Source organism: Cecembia lonarensis LW9 (genome assembly GCF_000298295.1).
In the GTDB taxonomy this organism is placed as follows: domain Bacteria; phylum Bacteroidota; class Bacteroidia; order Cytophagales; family Cyclobacteriaceae; genus Cecembia; species Cecembia lonarensis.
The window spans coordinates 1-22,024 of sequence record NZ_AMGM01000064.1; the positions used below are offsets into that span (position 1 = coordinate 1).

General features: G+C 33.3%; 18 protein-coding genes. All 18 read right to left on the reverse strand.

The annotated features are described in order from the left end of the window. Positions 1–805 precede the first annotated feature (805 nt). Complete coding sequence (locus B879_RS15770; RefSeq protein WP_009186204.1) at positions 806–2,644, reverse strand: Eco57I restriction-modification methylase domain-containing protein; 1,839 nt, start codon at positions 2,642–2,644, stop codon at positions 806–808. After that, entirely contained in the window at positions 2,641–3,207 is a 567-nt protein-coding gene (locus B879_RS21885) for an HNH endonuclease family protein (RefSeq protein WP_009186205.1), read from the reverse strand. Before B879_RS21885 ends, B879_RS15770 begins: the two co-directional genes overlap by 4 nt. Then, positions 3,197–3,871, reverse strand: coding sequence for a DNA-binding transcriptional response regulator (locus B879_RS15780; RefSeq protein WP_009186206.1), 675 nt, complete (start codon positions 3,869–3,871; stop codon positions 3,197–3,199). The genes B879_RS21885 and B879_RS15780 overlap by 11 nt, the downstream gene beginning before the upstream one ends. Continuing rightward, entirely contained in the window at positions 3,871–6,483 is a 2,613-nt protein-coding gene (locus tag B879_RS15785; protein WP_009186207.1) for an ATP-binding protein, read from the reverse strand. Before B879_RS15785 ends, B879_RS15780 begins: the two co-directional genes overlap by 1 nt. Positions 6,484–6,485: 2 nt before the next feature. Continuing rightward, positions 6,486–6,686: a helix-turn-helix transcriptional regulator gene (locus B879_RS15790; RefSeq protein WP_040400885.1), complete on the reverse strand. Its 201-nt coding sequence runs from the start codon at positions 6,684–6,686 to the stop codon at positions 6,486–6,488. 346 nt (positions 6,687–7,032) lie between these two features. Beyond that, complete coding sequence (locus tag B879_RS15795) at positions 7,033–7,662, reverse strand: hypothetical protein (RefSeq protein WP_009186208.1); 630 nt, start codon at positions 7,660–7,662, stop codon at positions 7,033–7,035. A 143-nt stretch (positions 7,663–7,805) separates the two neighbouring features. Next, on the reverse strand, positions 7,806–8,744 hold the full coding sequence (locus B879_RS15800; protein ID WP_009186209.1) for a hypothetical protein: 939 nt from the start codon (positions 8,742–8,744) through the stop codon (positions 7,806–7,808). A 216-nt stretch (positions 8,745–8,960) separates the two neighbouring features. Further along, on the reverse strand, positions 8,961–9,905 hold the full coding sequence (locus B879_RS15805) for a DNA cytosine methyltransferase (RefSeq protein WP_009186210.1): 945 nt from the start codon (positions 9,903–9,905) through the stop codon (positions 8,961–8,963). Further along, on the reverse strand, positions 9,905–10,981 hold the full coding sequence (locus B879_RS15810; RefSeq protein ID WP_009186211.1) for a HindVP family restriction endonuclease: 1,077 nt from the start codon (positions 10,979–10,981) through the stop codon (positions 9,905–9,907). Before B879_RS15810 ends, B879_RS15805 begins: the two co-directional genes overlap by 1 nt. 248 nt (positions 10,982–11,229) lie before the next feature. Next, entirely contained in the window at positions 11,230–12,429 is a 1,200-nt protein-coding gene (locus tag B879_RS15815) for a redoxin domain-containing protein (protein WP_009186212.1), read from the reverse strand. Positions 12,430–12,628: 199 nt separating this feature from the next. Continuing rightward, positions 12,629–12,829, reverse strand: a complete 201-nt coding sequence (locus B879_RS15820; RefSeq protein ID WP_009186213.1) for a hypothetical protein — start codon at positions 12,827–12,829, stop codon at positions 12,629–12,631. A gap of 34 nt (positions 12,830–12,863) precedes the next feature. Then, positions 12,864–14,510, reverse strand: coding sequence for a hypothetical protein (locus B879_RS15825; protein WP_009186214.1), 1,647 nt, complete (start codon positions 14,508–14,510; stop codon positions 12,864–12,866). After that, a complete protein-coding gene (locus B879_RS15830; protein WP_009186215.1) occupies positions 14,507–15,283 on the reverse strand; it encodes an SH3 domain-containing protein in 777 nt (258 codons plus the stop codon). The genes B879_RS15825 and B879_RS15830 overlap by 4 nt, the downstream gene beginning before the upstream one ends. A gap of 203 nt (positions 15,284–15,486) precedes the next feature. Beyond that, positions 15,487–19,332 carry a hypothetical protein gene (locus B879_RS15835; RefSeq protein WP_009186216.1) on the reverse strand — a complete coding sequence of 1,282 codons (3,846 nt, stop codon included), beginning with the start codon at positions 19,330–19,332 and terminating at the stop codon, positions 15,487–15,489. Between the two features lie 210 nt (positions 19,333–19,542). Beyond that, positions 19,543–20,169 carry a YdeI/OmpD-associated family protein gene (locus B879_RS15840; protein WP_009186217.1) on the reverse strand — a complete coding sequence of 209 codons (627 nt, stop codon included), beginning with the start codon at positions 20,167–20,169 and terminating at the stop codon, positions 19,543–19,545. A 2-nt stretch (positions 20,170–20,171) separates the two neighbouring features. After that, positions 20,172–20,540: an iron chaperone gene (locus B879_RS15845; RefSeq protein WP_009186218.1), complete on the reverse strand. Its 369-nt coding sequence runs from the start codon at positions 20,538–20,540 to the stop codon at positions 20,172–20,174. Positions 20,541–20,777: 237 nt separating this feature from the next. Further along, positions 20,778–21,299, reverse strand: coding sequence for a hypothetical protein (locus B879_RS15850; RefSeq protein WP_009186219.1), 522 nt, complete (start codon positions 21,297–21,299; stop codon positions 20,778–20,780). A gap of 246 nt (positions 21,300–21,545) precedes the next feature. Next, a partial coding sequence (locus B879_RS15855; protein ID WP_040400896.1) for an ATP-binding protein occupies positions 21,546–22,024 on the reverse strand: 479 nt, incomplete at its 5' end.

A 22,024-nucleotide genomic window follows, 5' to 3' on the forward strand; every position in this document is an offset into this window, starting at 1 on the left:
GTATCCAAGGTGATGTTATGCAATGGACCAAGTTTTCGGAGCGGTACTTTTCTCTCATAACGAATCCTATATCCATTTTTGTCATTCCATTGCAGTGCCTCCTACCTTAACCTGCACCCCGCCCATGGCTTCTTTTCGTAGAATTCACTTTTTTAGATCTCTTTGAATGAACAGGTCTTATTGTCTTCTTCAATCTTGTAAAAACCGGGGTTTCAATTTTTCATTTTTTTCTGTTATGGAAATCTTGAGCCGAAAAAGCCACACTTTTAAAAACCAACTTCCTCCTTTAGGACATATTAAATTTTGTTGTTGAAACCAATTTGATGAGGACTAATGATCTTTTCTCCTTTCTCGCGACCCCTAAACCATACTTGAGAAACCCAAAAATCAAAAGCGACGAATTCACATTTTTTCCTTATCCTAACATCCTTCCATTCCTAAAACTCACTTTCTATTTTAAAACCAGCTTCATAAAAACCCGATTCTTTTCATTTTAAACGGTTCGCTTTTCAATAGGGCTCCTTGGTCTGTTGCATAACGGTTCTCAGCTATACGCAGGCAGGGATTTTAACCACTGAACTTCCTACGAAGAACTGAACTTAAAATTTATCACTTACCTGTCCTACGAAGCACGAAACCCCTGCTTGCGTATAGGTGATGTTATGCCTTCGCCCTTCTTTTTCTGTCGTTTGCTTCGTTGTCATTTCGGGTCTGTTTTGGTGCGTTGGCTTGGTGGCTCTTTTGCAAAACTTGGCTTGCGGGTTGGCTTGAGCGGTTTTGCAAATGTGCCACCAATAACGTGGGCTTATGTCACTTTTAATTCATACTTATCTTCAAAAAATTCATTCAATATGTTTTGGTCAGTCTCTTTTATTAAAAATTTCTTTTCTTTTTCTGTCAGTTCACAAACTCCAAAATTCTTAATGTAATTTCCATTCAATGAATAATAGTCAGAAGAGTAGGGCTTGCTTGTCGTCTTGATGTAATACCAGAAGATGTTGGATTCCATTATCTTTTTTATGATTTCCATTTCTGTCTCAGAGCTACCAACTACCGCTAGTCCATTGTAAAAAAGCAAATCGTCATCTGAGTTAATGATGAAATTTGGTGTCCTGTCCGAGTACTTAGGGAAGAACATTTTGTTTTTAATCTTCTCTAGTGATTGTGTTCGACCAAAAGCAAACCAGTTTTCATAGTTTCCATTTCCTTTGTCTCTTTCTGCTAAAATCTTTCTTTTGTTCTGTAGATATTTATATGCTTCAGGAAAACTTTCCTTCATTAAATTCTCATCAAGTAGCTTAGGTTTTTCTTGTTGGTCGTATGGGAAAATCACTTTCTCCTTAAGGTTAGTTAGACTAACCTCTCTGCTTAACTTATTCGAGTTTACAATATCCTTGCAAATGCCTTTTTCAATCTTGTAAAGACTTCCGTTTTGTAGATAGAAAAAGTTCTCGTCTTCGTCAACGGGTCTAAATATATAAATGTCATTTTTTAAGGTTGCAATACCGTGTCTCGTTTGGTAAAGTTCACCAAATGGAATTCCTGTTGATTCAATTTTAGAAATGGTCTTGTTGTCCTTTAAATTCCAACCTTTTTTAGAGTCAAGAATGTTGTATTTAATTTTCTTAAAAGAAAGTTTACCTGCCAGCTGTTTTGTTTCTGATTCTGTATATGAAATGAATTGCTGTTGCTTGTTTTCAATGAAACATATACAAGTATAGGTGTTCTTGGATTTAAAAACTTGTTCAGAGCCAAAGTCTATAATTGAAATAGCAAGTTCTTTTCTTTGAAAATAGTCCCGCAAAGCTCTTCCATTCAAACTTTTGAAAAATGAATTCATAGTGATGAATCCTAGAGTACCATTTTCAGCCAAATTCTCAATTGCAATTTGAAAGAATGGAATATAAAGGTCTGAATTACCAGATTGACAAACTGCCCAATTCTTTAATTTTTCTTTAGTTTCTTTGTCAAGATTTCTTGCACAAACATATGGTGGGTTTCCTAGTATAATGGAAAATCCATTGAAGTCATTAATTTCAGTAGTCCAATCAAAATCTAGGGAATCACCCTGAAATAAGTTGAACTGAAATTCTTCCATATCTTCTCCTGATTGTAAAGCCAATAAGGAGAGAAGCAACTTAGTTCGATTAACTGAATACTCTTGGATGTCTAAACCGAAGATGTGGTTTTTAAATATTTCTGAGTAATTTTTGCCTGTTCTCTTTTTAAATTCAATCGATGCATTGAATAAAAATCCACCGCAACCCATTGCGATATCGGATATTTTAATCGAATTATCTATGGTGTTGATTTTCTTAAACGCTTTTTTAACAATGAATGTCCTGATTTTTTGAGGTGTATAAATAGCACCGTTTATAATTCTGTCAGCTGGAGAAATAACAAATTCAAAAAGTTCAATGAGTTCTTCGAATCCAAATGCTTTTGTATCTGAATAGATTGCTGACACAAACTCAAGAAGTGATGAGTACTCCTCCTTAATTTTGCTATTAATTGAATAAGACTTAAGAAGTTTATTTTTCTTCAGTTTTAATTCATTGATTTCAAGAAATGCAGAAATAATAAGCCTGTCCACATCTTTTGGGGTTGTAGAATATTGACTTAAATATTTGAATGCGTTTCTCATTGATTTCCTTTTAAATATTCAATGTAGTCTGTTAGTTCTGTTGATAAATCAAAATGTAGGTTAATTAAATCTTGTTTAATTGCTGCGTTTTTAGGTTCATTTATTGCAACTTGAAGCTTTTTCATACTCAATAATAACTGATCAAGTTTCCATATTATTTGATATCTCTTTAGGTACAATTTTAATTTAGAGTGCATATATTTAGCTTCGCTAGATGTATTCTTTGGAATAATGTTACCGTTATTATCTCTTTCAAAATGGGCATTGTAATCTACATCACAAGGGTCTAAATAGCTACCATCATCATCGGATTTTAAAATATTTACATATGAACAGCAGTAAACTAAATTTGAATAGCTCGTTTTGAGTTTTGGATACTTTTTCCAAGGTTTAAAATGGTCGATATGGAAGGTGTTGGTTCCACCAAACCAAAAATCAGAGCAATCAGTATATCCACATTTCCTATTAAAATCTATAGCAATGAAAGGCTTAAAGCTTCTATAGTTTGAAAAGGTTTTTGTACACTTGCGTGAAGGTGGTATGTCCCTAAAATTATTCGCCATTATCTACTTTTTTTAAAAGTGTATCAACCTTTTTTAATAGTTCGCTTAGCCTATCATCATTGGATAATTTTTTATATTCAGGAGGAATAGAACTTTTTCTGTCAATTACATTTTCCAAAAAACTATCTAGTTCAATTATTCTATTTTCGTCACTGATACTGGCCTTACCTGACTCTCGAAGTTTTATTAATTCCAAAAGTTCAGACTCCGCATTTTTTATTTTGGTTTGATAATGTTCAATTTGGTTAATTACTCTATCCAAAAATTTAGCCTTTGCTTTACTTTCCTCCTTATTGTTATGCAGTATGTTCTTTATGTAGACCTTATTGACATCTTCGCTTGCACTTACAGCCAAATCATCAAAAGCAGTAAGTACAAAACAAGGAAAACTATGCCTGTATTTTAAAAATTCTTCAACTAGCTCAACGCCATCATATGGTACATTGTAGTCGATATCAGTTTTCATTTCATTTAGTCTGAAATCGGTAATAATCGCATTAGGATTTATTTTAAATATTACTTCAATCATTTCCGAAAGTTCCTCTAAAGGAAACATTTCAATGACTTCAATACTGTCTTTAGTTGATGAGATATCTAGATAATCCTTGAAGTCATCAAAAGTGTCCTTTTCCTCATCTATGAGTAATATTCTATAATTTGCCATTATCGTTTGTATTTAATCGGGAAAATCATTCTAATTCCAAATCCAATATCTGGGAATAAAAGTTTTAATGTTCCATCGTTTTCAGATACTATGGATTTTACGAGCCACATACCTAGTCCTGTTCCTTCCTCTTCGCCTGTAAATGGATTCCTTCTGGTTGTAAATAGTGGTTCAAAGATTTTATTAGGATCCAAAATATCATCTGATAATCCAGGACCATTATCGTAATAGTCAATTATAATTTCTTTGTTGGTGCTCTTGGCCTTAATCTTTATTTCCCTTGCTCTATTTATCTTTAAAATCGTAAATGCATCAATAGAATTGACCAAAAGATTATTGAAAATGCTGTCAAAATCTATTTCATAAACTCTTAAATCTAAATTTTCAATATCTGTTACATCAAAATTAATTCCTCTATTTTCCAGAACTGTACTCCAATCTACAGATAGGTCTGAAAAATACTTTTTCAAAAAAAGTTGCTTTCTTTTTCTTTTATCTTTTCGAGTAGCGCCTAAAGAAAAGTTAAGCCAGTTTTGCAGTTTTAAATCTTGCTTTTTTATTTTTTCTAGCTGAAAAAATGGGTTTTTTCTGTCTTCTATTCCCTCATATTCTGCCTCTGCTATTTTGGATAATAATAGTCCTTTTAACTTATCAGTTCTGGAATTTAGAACATCATTTAATTTGCTTAAATCGTGGCTAAAAGAAGCCAAAACTATTCCGCTACTTGCAAGACCTCTCAAGACTTTTTGCTCTTCTTTTAATTTTTCGATTTCTTCTTCCTGACTCTCAATCTTACTTGCTAATATTTCCTTTTCTCTGTCTGAATCTGTGCCAGTTTGGTTACTTCCTGTATTTTGTTCTTTATTTCCAGAAGTAGATTCTTTTTCTTTCTTTTTAGCTCGACTTGATTCAAGTATTCGTTTGGCGAGTTCCTCTGCCGCCTTTAGATCCCTTTCAGCTCCAAACCTGAAGTCATCAAAATCACTCATTTCACGGGCAATGTAAGATCGATCCTCTTCGAATACATTAATGATTGATGCTAAAAGTTGCTTAAAAATTTGAAATGTCTTGTTATCTTGTAAACCTTCCCTGCTAGACTTGTCTTCGAAATTAACGTTTGTTAATCGTGAAATCTTAACTGCACCGGCAACGTTTTCTGGCTCAACTCTATACCCCCCTTCTTTTTTTGCAACACCAGCTGGACTGGTAGACTTTCTGCTACCCAAACCAAGCCAATCAAATGCAGCATCTTTTACTTCACCATATGGACGAACCCTAAAATTATCTCTAAAAAGTTTAATTCCACCAAATTTGTTTAACCAGTCTTTCCTGTCATTGGACATAAATCTCCGATAAAAAAACCTATCAGCATTGGGTGTGTCATATGTTCTCTTCAAAAAATAAAATGAGAATTCAAATACACCAATATTTGAGAATATATTATCCTCGTCCACATCTTTAAACCCTTTTAATAGTTGAGAGAATGTTAACGAAGTTTCCCAAAAGCCTTTTTTAAAAATTTCCTTGGTATATGGAAATTTCTTTAATGCGTCCCTTTCGAAGAATTCATTTGGGATTAATTCAATATCATACTCTCTCCGTTCAATTTTTATTTTTACGTTTTGATTTTCATCGGCAATTGCAGTCAGTTTAAAATCAAAATCATCACAAATTGAGCTGAAGACTTCACCATACTTATTTGGCTCCAAAGAGCTAAACAAATAAATTTCAAAACCACCCGTTTCCTTCGGAGGAACTAATACTTCCAAGTCAGAATATACTTGTTGAACATAGTAATCCTCCCAATTGTCTCTTAAATCGGAAATTTTCAAAATTGTTCCAAATTCAAAATCAACCTTAGAACTAATTTTCGAAAAATCAAAGGATGGTATCTCTTCCGTTATCTCTCCTTTAATTGTAGAGTTTAAAAGCCCAAATAATTCAGCTCCTACAGAGTCAATAGTTTTGTACTCGCCTTCAAAATCTTCCCAATCTACTTTCCATTTATATCCTTTATAATTTGTTTTTTCACCGTTAATGTCTGTGTCTTGATGATGATATTTAGGATTGAAAATGGTAGTCATTTCACATTTTGACCCTAATTTATCTAATGCAAACCTTCCTATACCTTTTGCACCTGCTTTTACTCGTCCTGTTTTTGTAAAAACATTATTTGATTTGTTATCCGTGCCAATTGTCATCCAATGTTCACGGATTACATTTTGAGTCATTCCTTCACCCGCATCTATTATGTAAAGAACTGATAATCTAGAAATAGCCTTTTTAAAAGTCAGTAATTTATCTTCATCAATGTTTGAATTGAGAGTATAGTTTTCTTCTTCAAACTTATAGATGATATCAAGTAATTTCTTATCAATTCCTTTTTTGACTAATGTTTCAAAATGATCTTCTGACATTTCACTCAGAAAAGTCGAGTACTTATTATCAAAGAATACTATAGCGATACCGCTGTCAGCATCATATGCATTTTTAACTAATTCTATTATTGCTCCTTTAGATGTTGCAATGTTTTCCCTTCCGATTAATCTTGCAGTTCTTGCTGAAACCTTAAAAGGAATTTTCGTTGATGTATTTTTAATTGTCTCTCCCATAATTACTCGTTTAATAAATCTCTAGGTGAAACATTTATTAATTCAGCAATTTTCACTAATGTGGGTAAGGGAGGTTGTACATCATTAGTACACCATCTTGAAATTGTTGCTTCGTTTTTACCAAGTTGTTCGGCAAGCCATTTACTGCTCAGGTTCTTCTCAACCAGTACTACCTTGATTCTATTTATTGCTTTTCGGCTCATCTAAATTGCATTCAGTGCAAAGATATTGATTTTATGTGAAACTAATTTGTTTTTTGGTGGGTGCGTTGGGGCAAAAGCAAATGTGCTGCATTGCGTTGGCTGTGAGCGTTGGGATGCAGCTCTTTTGATTTTGCAGAAGCGTTGGCATTTTGTCTTTCATTTTTCTGTTCGTTTATTGTCGGTGGTGTCGTCTTTTAGGGTGAGGCATAACGGGATACAGCTTGGAGACGGCGGGCATTCGGAGCCGTTCTCTTCCAGCCTACTCCTAACTTTTTAAAGATACTAAACTTTCAATTTACTTGGAACCGCCCGCTGTCTTCCAAGGTGATGTTGGCAGCAGTTTTTTTTAATATTCATAACTTAACCTGTAATTATAAAATTTCTGGTCATTTCTGAGCTTTTCCAACAATGGTGGAAATGATGTTAAAATTAATTTTTCTAAGTTTTTGTATTCCATCATATTCTCAGCAAAACTTTGAGAGGGATAAAAAGTGAAAAATTCAATTTTTTTCTGCTCCCCATCGATCTTAATTTCAATGAGATAAGTTGTTATAGGTTGACCCATCGGCGCTGGATCAACTTCTTCATCAAAAATTCGACTTTCCATTTTGAATAGACTATGTAAGTCAATGGAATTCAAAAAGTTTTCCCATCCTTGTGAAGGGCAAGTTTCAGTCTGTTCATATTTTCCTGCAACCTTTTTTCCAATTATCCCCTTCTTAAAAACAAAACCAAATCGAATAAACTCAGCATAGTTACCGGTATCGTCTAATATTATTGTTAAGACATCTGTTAGGGAGCTACTCCCATCTATCCAGAATCTTATTACTTTATTAGGTGGTAAAATTTCTATAGGCTTCAATCCCACATTCTCAAGCAAAAATTTTGATTCCAAACTTGATTGGCAAATTGGCTCTTGTACAGTCTTACATGATATTGCCAAAAATAAAATGAATATTATTGCTTTGGGTTTCATAATTGATGCCAACGTTTTGCAGCTACCCGAAGGTGGCGATTTCGAAGCGATTCACTTTCAATTAAGCACAAACTTTGATAGTAGCACAATGCTTTATTTAACCACTGAACCGCCACTTTTGGGTAGGTGCTGTTATGTGGCGTTTATTTTATTCCGAAACGGCTATTTTTATAATCGATAATTACAATATTGTTTAAGAAATAAGCGTTCCCAGTTATCCCCCAAATATTCTGCTGTTTAAAGAACTCGGTAAACATTTCATCTTTAATATAATAAACAATGGATGGTTGTAAAATTGTTTTGCCAAATTTAACTTCAGGAATTATCTTTTTTCCATAAACAGTCACATTATTTCCCCAGCTATTCACGCTTAGTGAATCAATAATGTTATCAGCAGATATTTGATTTGCATTCTCCTCGGATGTAATTAGAGGAAAAATACTTGAACCTGTATCAAACATTAGGTTCTCTACTATACCATTAATTGTCAAAGGAATGGTAATACGTCCATCTTCGATTTGACAAACTTGAAAATCTACTTTGACTAATTTTCTTGGTAGTTTTTTGGCAACAGAAATTCTTTGGTTAGGATAATCAATGATTAAATACTTATCTTTAAATAAGTCAGGTGCAATAGTACCAATAAGTTTTTGGGTGCTTGTAGAAATAGAATCTGTCGGAATCGGTTCTCCATAATCTTTAAAATAGCCAATATCTCTTTTTCCAAATGAGACATTACCTAAACTCAATCCAACATTATTAAACATGGGATTTTCTTGGCCATTTATTATAAAAGTTGTAGTGGAGTCTAATTTATTTTTAAGCTTAGGATATTTATCAAGGTATTTATCAATGGATTTTCCATAAATTACAGTTGTTTCGGCACCTAAATCAAATTGCATTTTGAATTTATGTGGTAAACCATCAATTGAAACTGGAATGGTTAAAGCTAGTTTATCAAAATATTTTCCAGACACACTGTCTCCAACCCATTCAAACGGTATCCAATTTAGCTTCTGACTAAAAGCTACAGTGCCAATAAATAGGCTAATTACGATAAAGCAAATTGTTTTGAAATACATATTTTATAAATTATTATTTTTATTTATGACGTTTGAGTCAATTAAAAGTTACTTTTATTTTTAAATGCCACATAACGTGTCGCAGCTATACGCAGGCAGGGATTTTTTCCACTGAACTTCCTACGAAGAACTGAACTTAAATTTTACCACTTTCCTGTCCTACGAAGCACGAAACCCCTGCTTGCGTATAGGTGATGTTATCGGTTCGGGCTTCTTTCATTCGTCATAAGTCAGTTCAAGTTGACCAACCGTAATTTGTTTATTTTCTTGTCTGTCGCTTATATATTCTTTGATACAGTTTGCAACATATTCTCCAAGTTTTACAGGAACTGCGTTTCCAATTATCTGTTCAAGATCGGTTTTACTACCGTTGAAAATAAAGTCTTCGGGAAATGTTTGGATTAAGCTTCTTTCTTTTGTTGTAAGTGGTCTTACTTTGTCTGAAATTTCAACTGGGTCGCCTTCGTGTTTTGAGTAACCTTTTGGAATTGGTCGGTTTACTCCACGAATAGTGGGACTTGGTTCGTAAATGCTGAAAATTCCACGTCTTGCATAGCTTCTTGGGTGTCGGTAGTAATACTCAACTCCTAATGATTTGCCAAAATAGTCAAACAAAGTCATCTGTTTGCTTGACAAATTTTTATTGAAATATGGATTTAGAAAATTGTCTGTTGAATGCTTATGTCCGACTAAGAAAAAACGTTTTCTTGATTGTGGCACTCCGCAAAAACTTGCGTCTAAAACTTGATAAGAAATTCCATATCCTGCTTTCTTGAAAATTTGCAACGCTTCTTTAAGAATGTGGCTTTTAGTAATTCTCTCAACATTTTCCATTACAAACCATTCAGGTTTTGCAGACGCTACAATATTTGCATAAGAAATTGTAAGGTCTGCACGTCCCAATGTTTCATCTCTTTTTCCTGCACTTGAAAAGTCCTGGCAAGGAGGTCCACCAATAATCATTTGTGGCTTGAGGCTCTTTACAAATTCTAGTCCTTCTTCGCTTCCTAAGTCAGTATCGTAGATTGGATGATTAAAATTATCTCTATAAACCTTTACTGCTGGTTCCCATTTGTCAAATGCCGCTAATATTTCAAAACCTGCATTTTGAAAACCAAGCGATAAACCGCCACAACCTGAAAATAAATCTACTGTTTCCATTATGTGAATAGTTCTGGTGAGTTATAAATAATTGCATCAAATCGTCTTTCTGGACTTAATAAATTCTGTCCACCACCAAGTATAATTTTTCTGATTTCTTTCTTTTCAATTCTTGGTTTTGTCAATTCGGCACAAGTCATATACCTGTGTGTAATTCTACCACTTACAGCAAATGCCTTGTCGTTTTTGGTATTGTAAGAAAGTTCATCAATAATTTTATGGTGATTGATTTGCCCTTGTTTTGCAAAATCATAAAGCATTCTAAACAGCCAAATGATTGTTCTTACTTGTCGGGTAATTCTGTTTGCTCCTTCTGATAATTCACCCCTTGCTACATCAACAAAAAGTTGAGTAAAAGCAAAGTTTGACCAAATGAAAACGTCCAAACAATTATCTGATAGTTTTGGTGATTTGCCGTTTGTTTTCCAAATGGGTTGCATTAGTAGAGGTTCTTGCTTGTCCAAAACAGAAAGAATTACTCGGTCAATTGCAGCAATCATTTCAGTAATGTGAGACCAAACAGAAGCTCCATCAGTCCAATCGCTAATTTTTTCAAACTTGTTTCCGATAAGCGAGGCAAGTTCCTTTTTATTGTCCTTGAAGTTTGAAGCTATACTGCAAGCTAAATAAACAATAGTGTCGGGTCTGATTACAATTTCACAACCGTAATATTCTTCGCTTAAATTACAAGTAGAATTGTCGGGCAAGGCTGTTAATTTAACTTCAATTGGTCGCAAACATTGTCCGTTACTTCTTAGTTGTGTTACTAAATCAACTCTCGGCAATGTTCCAATAACTAATTGCTGATATGGAGTATATGGACTTTCAAAAGAGAAAAATAAGTCGTCAGAGTTTGGTTCAATTCCGTAAAGTTCTTTCGCTGATATTTTCTTGTGTTTAACTTTCAGTTCTTTGTCAAGATAGAGATAAACATTGTCTAAATTTTTTGAAGCAAGAAAATTTGTCAAACCCGCAGGGAATGAAGAATTAAACTGGTTCTTTCCCCAAGTGTCGCTTTGGGCAAAGTCCCTGTTTGAATATTTTACTCCGAAAAGTCCGGGTTTTTGCTTTGTCATTCTGATATTTATATAATTTTCAAATTTACTAAAATTGTTCGTTGGGTCGTCCGAAAACTAGTCTAAATTGTCAACGAGTTACTGTCGGTGTGTTGGTTTTAGCCTGACCGATAACGGTCAAGGCTAAGAGCTGGCGGGCATTAAAACCCGATTCCCTGTCCGCCACGACCAAAGTTTATTAAAAGTAATCACTTTCAATTTAGCACTTTCCGCCCGCTTGCTCTTAGGCAATGTTACCACCTGTATTTTTATTTGTCCTTTATTACAAGCACTTCTATTTTTCTTTCGGCATCTATCATTTCCAAGCCAATTTTTCTAAGTTCATCGTGAATTTGTTCAGGATTTTCGTTGTACCAAGGGATTTCCAAATCATATAGTCCACTTAGGTCTGTCTCGTTCAAAACAGGTTTATGAATTTGACTTTCTAAGAAGCTTGCTAGTGTCTCTATTGGCGAACCTTTCATTGATAGTCCACGTCCACCATAACTTGCAAATGGGTCTGTTCCTTCTTTAGACACATTAATTTCAATTTTCTTTCCTTCTATTTGTTTAAGTATTTTTACAGGTCTTATTCTTTCTTCAATAATAGATTGGTATCCAAAATATATATCAAGATGTTGTTTCATTATTTTGAATCGATTTTCAGAAAGGTCTTCTGGAACAATTAGGTCGAAACAGATTGCATTCTGTCGATTCCATTCAAATTTTGATTTATCCGATACTTCTACAATTGTCCTTATACCTGTTGGGAACTGATAAGCAATTTCATAAAGAGGTCTTGCCGAAAGGTTTGTTGCAATTATTCTTCTACCATTATAAGGGCCTTCGCCTCCCATCGTATTTACAAAAGAAGGATAACCATCTTTAAACGGTGTGATTGTAATTTGATACGTAAAATTTTCGTTGCCTGAAAGAGGAATTGACGGGTCAAAATCGATTGCGTCTTTCTTTTCTTTTAAGTTCACTTCTTGATTATTCAGAACTTTGTAAATTAATTCTTCGGTTATTTCTGAAGAAGTAGTAATGGCTTTAATAACTCCTGATTTATCAATTACTACTGTATGCGGAATTGCCCTATGTGGGAAAACTTTTGCCAATTCTCTTTTTTCATCTATAACAATAGGAAGGTTCATTTCCCTTTTTTCTAAAAATCGGTTAATTCTTTCTTCTGGGTCATCAGTTATAGTTATAATCTGAAGTTCTTCGCCAAACTTGTTTTGAAGTTCTTCTAATTGTGGAAATGATTTGATACAAGGCGCACACCAAGTTGCCCAAAAATCAAGAATTACTATCTTGTCCTTAAAATCTGAAAGTTTGGCATTGTTTTTTTCAAAGTTCAGGATATTTTCAAAAGTGAGTTCTGGCGACTTCTTGTCTAATTTGGAATCTTCCTGTGAAAAAGCCTTAAAGGAAAAAAGTAATAATAAGATTACTGTTAATTGTTTCATTTTGTTTGTCGTTTTAATATTGGTGGTAACGGTCCGCAGCTAAGAAACGTGGGGCATTTCGGAGCAATTTCCTTCCCACCGCAGAAAAGGTTAGTTCGAGGAATAACCCTGTATGATTCCACTGACCGCCCCATGTTTTCTTAGGTGCTGTTATGCACCGTTATTCTTTTAAAGTTGCCCATTTAGTGGGAATTCTATTTTAAAAAAATCCTCCTTCTGTTTTAGAAATGAGTTCTAAATCAGAATAATTAAACCATTTTTCTTTAATTGTTTTTTCAATACGGTCGAAATAACTGCAAAGGACTTTGTTTTCATCGACTTCCATAACATCCATTGGATGAACATTATAATCATTGTTAGTCTTGTGCCTAACTTTATCTCCAAATTCAATTGAATTCATATCTTTGTTTGGTTAGTTGATAAATATTGAATGCCTAGTAAACTTTATCAAAATATATTTTATTTGTGGATTTGTTAAAAACGATAAGCCTTAGGTTATTCGTAGCAAAAACATCTACTAATTCTTTACACCCATTATTATTTCTCTTTTCATTTCTAAAATCAATATCATTTAATCTCCTTTTTTCAATTCCCTTTATCTGAAAAAGTAACAAAGTCTCAATATTAGAACGATTATTTTCCATCTCGAGTGCAACTTCCTCTGAAACATTAATTAAAAATATCTCACGATAACTATTTTCACTATTTGCAGTCAGGTCATAGACTTTTGATGTTGGAAGGGAAGGGAATTCAAGATGAGATATTGTTTTTGGCATGAATGAAACTGAACAATAATATGGCAGTACATCCCCAATCGAAATGGGAAAGCCTTTCTTTTTTAAATCGTAATTAACAACAAAATGAGATGTGCCATTTAAATTCATTCGTTTGGTTGTAAAAGTTTCTCCCCTTACACTATTAAAACCTTTGTGATAGTAAAAATTGGCTAAAATTTCATCTCTTTTTTGTATTAAATCTTTCCGGTAATTTTGGTATTCATTTGTTTTTTCAAAAACCTGCTTTTTCAATTCCGAGTCATATTCATTATTCAGATTATAGTATTCAAACACATTTAATTCAAAAATAGCTTGAAAATCAGGCATTTCTGCCCATTCATCACTCTTAACTAACTTTGAGTCAACTTTTTTAAAGTGTTGATATATCTGTTCAATTGTCATCTTTTCCTCCTGAGAGGTTAGATATTTCGATAGTTCAGATTGAGAGAAAGGCTTGATTAAGTTACTAATATTTTGTAAATCTTCTAATTTATTTAAAATCTGAGGTCTTAAAGTTTCAAATTCTTGAATAATATTTGGGTTATTACCTTCTAATTTTTGGAGTTCAGAATTTGCTACTTCTAATATATGGGTAAGTTCTTGTATATATCTTCGAGATTGGTCATATGATAGGGTTTTTAAATTGACTGGTAATTTTAATTTTTCTTTTGTACCATCAACTAATTGATTTCTAACAGTATAGTAGACTTGAAATTTATCTTCAATGTTTTTCTGCAATATTTCTAATTTTCTTAAGTCGCTTTGAAAGAAGTATTTTTTATCAGACAGATTTACATCCATAATTTTGTATAGGCTCTCAAAATCCTTGGTTTGATAATTTCTTTCCCAGTCAAGAATATTTCTGGAATTATCATCACACTTTTGCTTAGCTTGAGTTAATGGTTTGTACAGGTTGTTTTGAATTCTTTGTGTTTCTTCATAGGAGTTTTCACTACTTAATTTTAAGTCAAGAAGACCGACCGCAAAGCAGTAATTTTCTGAATGAAATTCTTTTTGATAAGTATGGACGATTTCTTTATTCCTATCAAATTCTTGCTTTTTTTGTTCTAACGTATTTTTTATTAATTTATACTTTTCAAGGTCTCCCTTTTTAATATTCTCTTCTGAAATTACTTCTTGATTATTGTAAAAAATTCCCATTGATTTTTCATATTCCTTATTTTCAATGTTAGTTATTATCAGGTCAAGGCGCATCGATACGTCTTTCTTTTTAAGAATATTTTGACCGTTCCCAATCGAAACTGTCAAAAAAATTAAAAACGTCGATAAAAGTTGTTGTTTCATGATTTTTGTCTTTTCAATAACGCAATTACAAGACCAACAATACCTCCTATAATTGCAGAAATAAGTATCTTTTGTCTTATTGGTTCAATAATGGCATTCCTTATCATGCTTTCAAAGTCATCATCATTTCCATTAATTCCAAAAAAAACATCTGGTCTAATATACTCACCTAACCAAGGGACTTTTCCATAAATTAAATAACCAATAACTAAACCTACAAGAGAAAAAATAAGACCGTAAATAAACAAGCTTGGCTCTTTCTTTGCCATTTTTGACGTTTCAAACATGTCAGCTACTTGTCTATTATCAAAAGCTGTAGATTTGTTTAATGTTTCATCCGTTATTACACCTTTACTATATTTTATTGATTCCCTCGACTCTGTTCTGATTTCCTTTTTATTACGCCCAATTAACAAAAGTATAATAATCATCAAGACAGAAACTATTACTACACCAAATACCCAATTCTGATGCTTGTTCCTCGTATTCATTTCAGTTTCGCTTGACAATCCGTTATCCAATGAATGGGAGAATTCTAAATATTTTGAGAAAGCATAGCCTGTATTTTCATTATACTTAATCTCAAACCAATCATTTTTTTTGGAAATTATTTCAACTTCTTCTCCTTTACCTATTGTAAATAATATTGAATAACCTGTTCCAGCCCCACTCCTAATGTTTAAGGTTGTCTTGGCTTTGTAGTAGTCGGTAGCAAAAGCAGTAAGTGAAAAAGCCGTAAGTAGTACTGTTAATACAAATTGCTTAACTATCATTGTTTTGTTTTTTAATGGTGCATAACGTTTTGGCGCTTGGCGCAGTGGCGGATTTCGGAGCACAAAACTGTCAATATACCACAAAAAATGATGCGAGGTAGAATGTTCAATTAACTACGTAACCCGCCATTGAGCCAAACGCCTGTTATCGGTTCGGGCTTTTCTATCTGTCATTTCAAATCCCATTCTCTTCATTCCTTGTTTTAAATAAAATGTTCTTCATCTCTATTTCTTTCTCTTTCAATATCCTTTTCAAGATAGCCAATGTAAGATGTTGCCCATTCTTTCACTAATTCTGTCTTATGATTTGTTAATTGCTTAAATAACTCCTTTTTAGATTCAAGTAAAGGAACAACAGAACCTGTCCAAGAATATGTCCCCATATTAGAACTTAGATTACTCAGAACTTCTTTTATGTCACCATACTGGTCTATAAGTCTAAGAGCAATAGGATGCCATTTTGCATAGTCTGTATTGTTGTTGTCAAAAATTGGTATTAGTTCAGCTAATCTTGACGGGGCAAGTGGCTTATTGTCTGTACACCAATTAAAAATAGAATCAATGCCACCGTCAAATAAAACTCCAACACTCCTCCCAACTCCACCAATACGAGAACCCAAAATATGTTTCAGTCCATAAAATTTAATGTATTTTTCTTCGCTTGAAAGCAATGCGTCTGATAAGTCAGGCCAAATTGATTTGAAATGAACTTTCAATAAAATTTCATAGACTCGTTGAATGTAATGGTCAAGATGATATGAGTTCTCCCAAGTGATAGATTCTATTACCGATTTGTTTATAAATATAGCAAAGTCAGCTTCCGTTTCGTCAGATAATATAAATGAAATAGTTTCAGTCCATTTAAAATCGTCTAATTGACGTCTGAATTTTCTGTTAAATCCTAAATTTAAAATACACTTTTTATAGATTGGTTTAAGCAACTTTTTCTTTGCTTCATCATTATAGCTAAGGTCAGCAAATAAATCAAAAACAACTGCATATCCCTCATCACCGTATGTAAATAGTTTTTCACTGAAAGAATTTAATTCTTCGAAAGTTAGTTGAGATAATGCGTTACTATATGTAAAAGCGTAAAAACTGTTTACATTAAAACCTTTTTTGTCAATCAGTTGAAATAATAAATCAAAGTATTCTTTGCCCGATTTATCAATTGATAAAAAGTAAAATAATTGACTACTAAATTCAGAGGATTGGAACAATTTCAAGTAAAATTCTTTCTTTATTTCATCACTTGTATTGGCAATGAAACCGCCAAGAACTGTATAATTTCTTTCTTCTTGTGGTATCTCGGAAATAACTTCTAATGAGTAATCAATAAAACGATTGATTTTTGTTTTATCATCTTTAAGCAATTCAGATAATCGTTTACCAAAATGAAATGAAAAAACTTGTTGATTCTTATAAAACATAGGAAAAGTTTCTTCCCAAGAAATTTCAGTTGCAATGAATTCATCAGCCAAATTGATTATTGCTTCAATTACTTTTTCACTTGAATAGGTTTCATCATTATCCAAATGATAAGAGCTTGATAATGACAAATATTTAGTTGAGAAATCTGTTTTTGTGAGTAACTGAATCAAGTTGTTGATTTCTTCAAGTTGCGCTTCTGGAATAGAATACTTTTCATATTTTCGTGCAAACTTCAACCCTTTTAAGCCACTGTCCCAATCATTGTTTTTTAACTCTGAAACTTCTTTCAGGTATGGCAATATCAATTTACCCATACCTATATGAAACATCGTTCTAGTGCTATTTGCAATAGCTTCACTTGCTAAATCAGAATATTCATTTTTTGATTTAATGATTTCAAGTAGCTTATTGAGAATGTTTCTCCAATATTCATCTATCTCATTCCAAGTAGGATTGTTGTCAACTAATCTCCTGCTACCTTGTTGTTCTGCACCGCCCATTCTACTTGCGTGTCCAAAATTCAAACCTATCTTCATCGCTCTAATCGCAAAATCATAATAGGCTTTATCTTCTTTATTTAACAACCACTCAATTATTTTCCATCTTTCACTCAAGTCAGCTTCTGTTCCTGAAAGATGTACATTGAATAGATGTAGAAACTGACTTGTGGCATTGTTTGCCCAAGTTTCGTTTTCTGCAATTGCAAATCCTAAAAGAACTTTTGCACTATCAGAAAATGTTCTTTTATCGAAACACAATTTTTCTAAAGTCCAAACTATGTTTCTTCGCCCTGCTTCAATTTTCAGTAATTCCTCTGTGGATTTGTTTAAAAATTGGCGTTTAAAATTTTGGGAAACAGCAATGGGATTCACTTCTACAAAAGAGCGGAAGAGGCGTGAACCCAACTCTGTATTTAAAACTTCCGCATTATCGAAAGGGCTTTCAGCCCCTACAATTTTATCAACAATTTCTACAGCCTTTTCATTATAGTCAAGGTATTTCATTTGCTCAGCAAGTGAATTTATCAATTGCTTTCTATGTGGCTCTTCAAGATTAGATATATCTACGATTACTTGTAGCATTCTATCAGATGTACAAGTTTCCAGCCATTCAACTGCTAATGCCATTGAAAGAGGGAAAGGCCTAATACTCAAATATCGTCCTTGCTTTTCAAAAATTTCTCTAGCCTTAAAATGCTTTACAACTTCTAAAAAAGTACTAATTCTAACGTGTTCCGTATTATTAGATATAGTAACATTTTGATTTGTAGCTATAAACTTGTACTGCGATTCGAGTTCATTTTCAAAACCAAAATAGCTAAACATTGAACAAGACTTTAGAATACTTCGCCACTCTTGTTCCTTTCCTTTTGTTCCAAGGAGTTTATCTAACAAATCTTTGTCGTCTAATTTGCCAATAAACTGTTCACCATTGTTAACGCTTTCAGCAAGTAAAACTGCCATTAACGGTATTCCTTGTGAGAAGTCTTTAATTTTTTTCCTGCTTTCTTCGTCTAAATTGTTAAATCTACTTGAAAGCAATTCATCAACAACTGTAGAAAGTTCTTCTTTTTTTATGATGATATAATTTACACCATTGATTCTATTGCTTTCAATTTCTTCAGGATTAGAATCAAGTGAGATTATAAATGCTTTGTTGCCTACTCGGTTTGTAAGTTGAAGTAATTGTCTATGAACTGATGTAGAACAATTGTCTAAAATAATGATGGGATTGGTTTGTTCAGAAATTGCTTTAGAAACGATAGTTTGAAACTCAGCGTTAGGATAGAGGTTACAATTTATGTAAAGCACACGACTTGAAAGCAAAATTGATTTTTCATCAGAAATGTCTGGTCTGAATATTTCTAGTAAAATTCTTGTTTTACCTAAACCTGATAATCCTAAATTCCTAATTGTCTGACTAAGATTATCTATACCTTCAAGAACAGAATTTGCAACTTCTTTTGTTTTTTCATTTGGAATAAATTGCTGTGGTGTCAAAATACTTTTTTCCCAATCACTCCAAACTTGTAATGGGTGAAATTTACTTTTTTGACTCTGCAATGCAAATTTTGCTGTTTCTTTTATCGCTGATGCTAAATCGTTAACTAATTTCTTTTGAACATCATCTTTATTTTTAGTTTTTTCCGAGTATTTATATTCTATAGGAAATCTAATATGTTTTAAGTCAAACGGAATGTTGTCGGGATTTTCATTTGGTGAACCATACGTTGTGTTTAATATCCCAATCATTTTTTCAAGTCCAATCGCATTGTAAGCTACACCGTGTTCATAAATTACATTGTTGTTTTGAAATGGTTTGAATTTGTCCCCGACAACTTTGCGTACAATTTTTTGAAAATAACTAATTTGGTTAACTACAGATAGGTCAGAAATAAATATGTCGGAAGTTGGAATTCTTTCGTCTGCAATTTTAGAGGCGACTTGAGGCGAGCCTGGTTCTCCCGTAACTCCTTCTAAAATGACAAATTCAACGTCCTTAAGTTCTGGTTTTAATTTAACCTTCTTAACAGCCTTTTCAATACAGGTTAAAATGAAATTCTTATTGTATTTAGTATTTGTTGTTGTCTGCCAAGAGTAAAATATTTTTAGCTTCATATGGTTCTATTTTTGAAGGTCGTTATTGCGCCTGTGAAGTGTCGTTTTAGCCTGACCGATAACGTTTTGCAGCTACACGCAGGCAGGGATTTTTACCACTAAACTACCTACGAAGAACTGGACTTTAAATTTAGCACTTTCCTGTCCTACGAAGCACGAAACCCCTGCTTGCGTGTAGGTGCTGTTATGGGCTGAGCTTCTTTTCTGTCGTTAACAACTATACTTGTCATTCAGTCCTATTCCGTTAAAAATCTGTTCCTTGTATTTTTCTATTCGTCCGATTCTTGTTTGTGATTGCTTGGGTTGTGAAAAATGAATGATATAGCCCCTTTGTCGTCCTGCTGTTAATGCGTAAAATGCTTGCTTAAATGCAGGGTCTTGTTCAAATGCTTTAAGAAGTTCGTCAGGAATGGGTTCAGGATTTTTCTTGAATTCTACTTTTTTTCCACTTTCTTCAATTTCTATCGCTTCCAAAACGTATTCTTCTAAAACATCTTTTACTTTTTCTATGTCTTTAACATTGGTGAATTTTACAATTCTGTCTGACTGCAAATTTCCTTGTTGTTTAAGTATTTTGTGTTTGTCAGTTAGTAAAACTCCTTTGAAAAAGCCTATGTTTGCCGATTCTTTAAGGGCGTTTACAGTTACTATGTTTTTACCTTTATTGGTGTAAACAGGTACGCCCCACTTTATTTCTTCTTTCAAACCTGTTTCTAAAACAATTTGTCTTAGTGATTCTAATTCTTCAACCCAATTACGAACTTTGCATTGTGGTGTTCCGCCATATTTGCAACGCATACAGCCGTCAATGAGATATTTGTCTACTTGTGGATTCATAATTAGGTTAATAGGCTTAATCTGTATTCAACCATTTTTACAATCAGTTCTACGGGCAAAGGTTTGTCTATTGGAAATTGGACAGAACCTTTACCTTTTTTGTAATCTTTTAGTTCTTCTTCAAATTTTTCGATAGTGGTTGGGTGAGGATAAAGTCCAACGTAATTTTTATAACCTGCTATCATAATTTGTTGTTCTCTTTTTCCATCTTCTATCAAGGCAAATGCTGGAATGTTATAATTCAACAATTCCTTTGCCTCTGGAACAACCTTTAAAATACAACGCTTTATTTGAAGTAAAGCATTTTTTACATTTTCAGGTTGTGCATTGAAGTAATCTTCTACCGAATTTATTTTTACATTGTCACCCATAGGTTTTATAAATTATCTATCAATACTTTTCTTCAACGGTCGGTTGTTTAGCCTTGCCCATAACGGGATTCAGCTTGGAAACGGCGGGCCTTCGGAGCCGTTCTCTTCCAGCCTACTCCTAACTTCTTAAAGATACTGAACTTCCAATTTACTATTAACCGCCCGCTGTATCCAAGGTGATGTTATGGGCTGGGTTTCCTTTTCTTTCGGACCTTAAGATTGTTGTTTTACTACTTGCTATTTTTTAATTTGTTTTAATCTTTGCCTAAGACCTTCGGCTTTAGCCATTAATTCTTTGAAATATTCCGCGTCTTTTTCTATTTGTTTATAATGTTTTCCTAATACTTCCCTCTTGTTTAATGTTTCATACAATTCTGCTCTGTTGTAAATAATTTCAAATCGGTCTTTATCAATGTTATTAATGTTCTTTTCTATTTCAGAAATTAGCATTTCTCTAAACTCAACTTTGTCAAATTCCATATCAAGTAGCAGACCTGAAGCTCCGTCTATTTCATCAAAATATTTTGAAGTTAAAGCGATTCTAATTATTTCTTTGGTCGAAGGATATGGAAAACGTCTTAATCCAATTCCATCATTATCAGCTTCCAATAATTCAAATTGGTATTTTTCCCATTTTTGATTTGTCGTTTTATCAATAAAAAGTTCGCATTGCCAACCTGAACTTTCGTTTAGAGGTGTTAATTTCTTTAGCATTTTTTCAACTAAATCTTGGTCTTCTATGAAAGTTCTATCAGTCATTAATCTTTGTCTGAAGTTTTTATTTAGCCTCTGGATTTCTAGCCTTGCCCATAACGGTTTGCGTGTATGAGAAGTAGCGGATTAAAAAGCGCTTCACTTTCGATTCGGTACTGACTTTTATTAAAAGTACTGACCTTTGATTTAGTACTAATCCCGCTATTTTTCATACACGCTGTTATCGCTTAGGTGTTTTTCTCCGTTCATTTACTTCTCTTTTTTATTTTGCCTATGAGCCAATTGAGCCAATTATGAGCCAATCAAAATATAGGTTGTTCCTGCTCCAACTTCTCCAGTTCTGTCCAATGCTTTAAATTTTTCAACAAGTTCAGTAAGGTCTCTTGTGGCAGTTGCTTTTGATACATTATTTAAAGTCTGGTAGTCACTGTTATTAATTTTACCATTCTCCTTTACGAAAAGTACTGCTTTAATCTGTCGTTCATTTAGCCCAAGCTCTTTAAGTTGGTTGTATGTATATATGTCTTTTCTAAACTCTACCCAAAAACCCGAACTTTTAAAAAAGAACAAGGGCGCAGGAAGTCCAAAATTAAAGCACTGTTCTGTCATTTTCGAAATACCCCGACCCCAAGATTCAATGTATCCGCTGCGAAAAAGTGCATTTGCAATATCTGGGTTGAATGGCTTTGATGAGTGCTTATCCAAAAGTGTTTGAATGGTCCAATCATCAGGAAGATGCCCATCATTCCAAATCATTAACTTATCCTTAT

Bases quoted from the DNA above. Each gene is read 5' to 3' on its own strand.
- B879_RS15770 (WP_009186204.1), bottom strand. From the start codon at position 2,644: ATGAGAAACGCATTCAAATATTTAAGTCAATATTCTACAACCCCAAAA.
- B879_RS21885 (WP_009186205.1), bottom strand. From the start codon at position 3,207: ATGGCGAATAATTTTAGGGACATACCACCTTCACGCAAGTGTACAAAA.
- B879_RS15780 (WP_009186206.1), bottom strand. From the start codon at position 3,871: ATGGCAAATTATAGAATATTACTCATAGATGAGGAAAAGGACACTTTT.
- B879_RS15785 (WP_009186207.1), bottom strand. From the start codon at position 6,483: ATGGGAGAGACAATTAAAAATACATCAACGAAAATTCCTTTTAAGGTT.
- B879_RS15790 (WP_040400885.1), bottom strand. From the start codon at position 6,686: ATGAGCCGAAAAGCAATAAATAGAATCAAGGTAGTACTGGTTGAGAAG.
- B879_RS15795 (WP_009186208.1), bottom strand. From the start codon at position 7,662: ATGAAACCCAAAGCAATAATATTCATTTTATTTTTGGCAATATCATGT.
- B879_RS15800 (WP_009186209.1), bottom strand. From the start codon at position 8,744: ATGTATTTCAAAACAATTTGCTTTATCGTAATTAGCCTATTTATTGGC.
- B879_RS15805 (WP_009186210.1), bottom strand. From the start codon at position 9,905: ATGGAAACAGTAGATTTATTTTCAGGTTGTGGCGGTTTATCGCTTGGT.
- B879_RS15810 (WP_009186211.1), bottom strand. From the start codon at position 10,981: ATGACAAAGCAAAAACCCGGACTTTTCGGAGTAAAATATTCAAACAGG.
- B879_RS15815 (WP_009186212.1), bottom strand. From the start codon at position 12,429: ATGAAACAATTAACAGTAATCTTATTATTACTTTTTTCCTTTAAGGCT.
- B879_RS15820 (WP_009186213.1), bottom strand. From the start codon at position 12,829: ATGAATTCAATTGAATTTGGAGATAAAGTTAGGCACAAGACTAACAAT.
- B879_RS15825 (WP_009186214.1), bottom strand. From the start codon at position 14,510: ATGAAACAACAACTTTTATCGACGTTTTTAATTTTTTTGACAGTTTCG.
- B879_RS15830 (WP_009186215.1), bottom strand. From the start codon at position 15,283: ATGATAGTTAAGCAATTTGTATTAACAGTACTACTTACGGCTTTTTCA.
- B879_RS15835 (WP_009186216.1), bottom strand. From the start codon at position 19,332: ATGAAGCTAAAAATATTTTACTCTTGGCAGACAACAACAAATACTAAA.
- B879_RS15840 (WP_009186217.1), bottom strand. From the start codon at position 20,169: ATGAATCCACAAGTAGACAAATATCTCATTGACGGCTGTATGCGTTGC.
- B879_RS15845 (WP_009186218.1), bottom strand. From the start codon at position 20,540: ATGGGTGACAATGTAAAAATAAATTCGGTAGAAGATTACTTCAATGCA.
- B879_RS15850 (WP_009186219.1), bottom strand. From the start codon at position 21,299: ATGACTGATAGAACTTTCATAGAAGACCAAGATTTAGTTGAAAAAATG.